This window comes from Pseudoalteromonas sp. SIMBA_162 (assembly GCF_046535955.1).
Classification (GTDB): Bacteria; Pseudomonadota; Gammaproteobacteria; order Enterobacterales; family Alteromonadaceae; genus Pseudoalteromonas; species Pseudoalteromonas marina.
Window position 1 is genome coordinate 1 of record NZ_JAWJBQ010000249.1, and the last position, 283, is coordinate 283.

The 283-nt window shown below is 38.5% G+C and carries 1 protein-coding gene; it reads right to left on the minus strand.

The annotated features are described in order from the left end of the window. A partial coding sequence (locus tag R0J88_RS19550; RefSeq protein WP_410900806.1) for a DUF3846 domain-containing protein occupies positions 1-254 on the minus strand: 254 nt, incomplete at its 3' end. Between the last annotated feature and the right edge of the window lie 29 nt (positions 255-283).

Genomic DNA, 283 nt, shown 5'->3' on the forward strand with positions numbered 1-283 from the left:
TTACCTCTATCATCACTGGAAGCAAAGTATACATCACCAGCGATAGCATGTATTGGCACTAATTGACCTTCATGCATAGATACTACTAGGAAGTTAATTTCTAATCCATTCATCAGCCCTTCTTCATTAATCCATAAATCTATACCATGTGAAAGACTAACACATTCTAACCGACCACCCACGATTTCTTGAAATGATTCCAACTCTGACGGTACTTCAATCACTTCAGGACTTTCCCCTACGTTTACACGCATTATTGTAATTAGTTCCCCTTGCATACTAG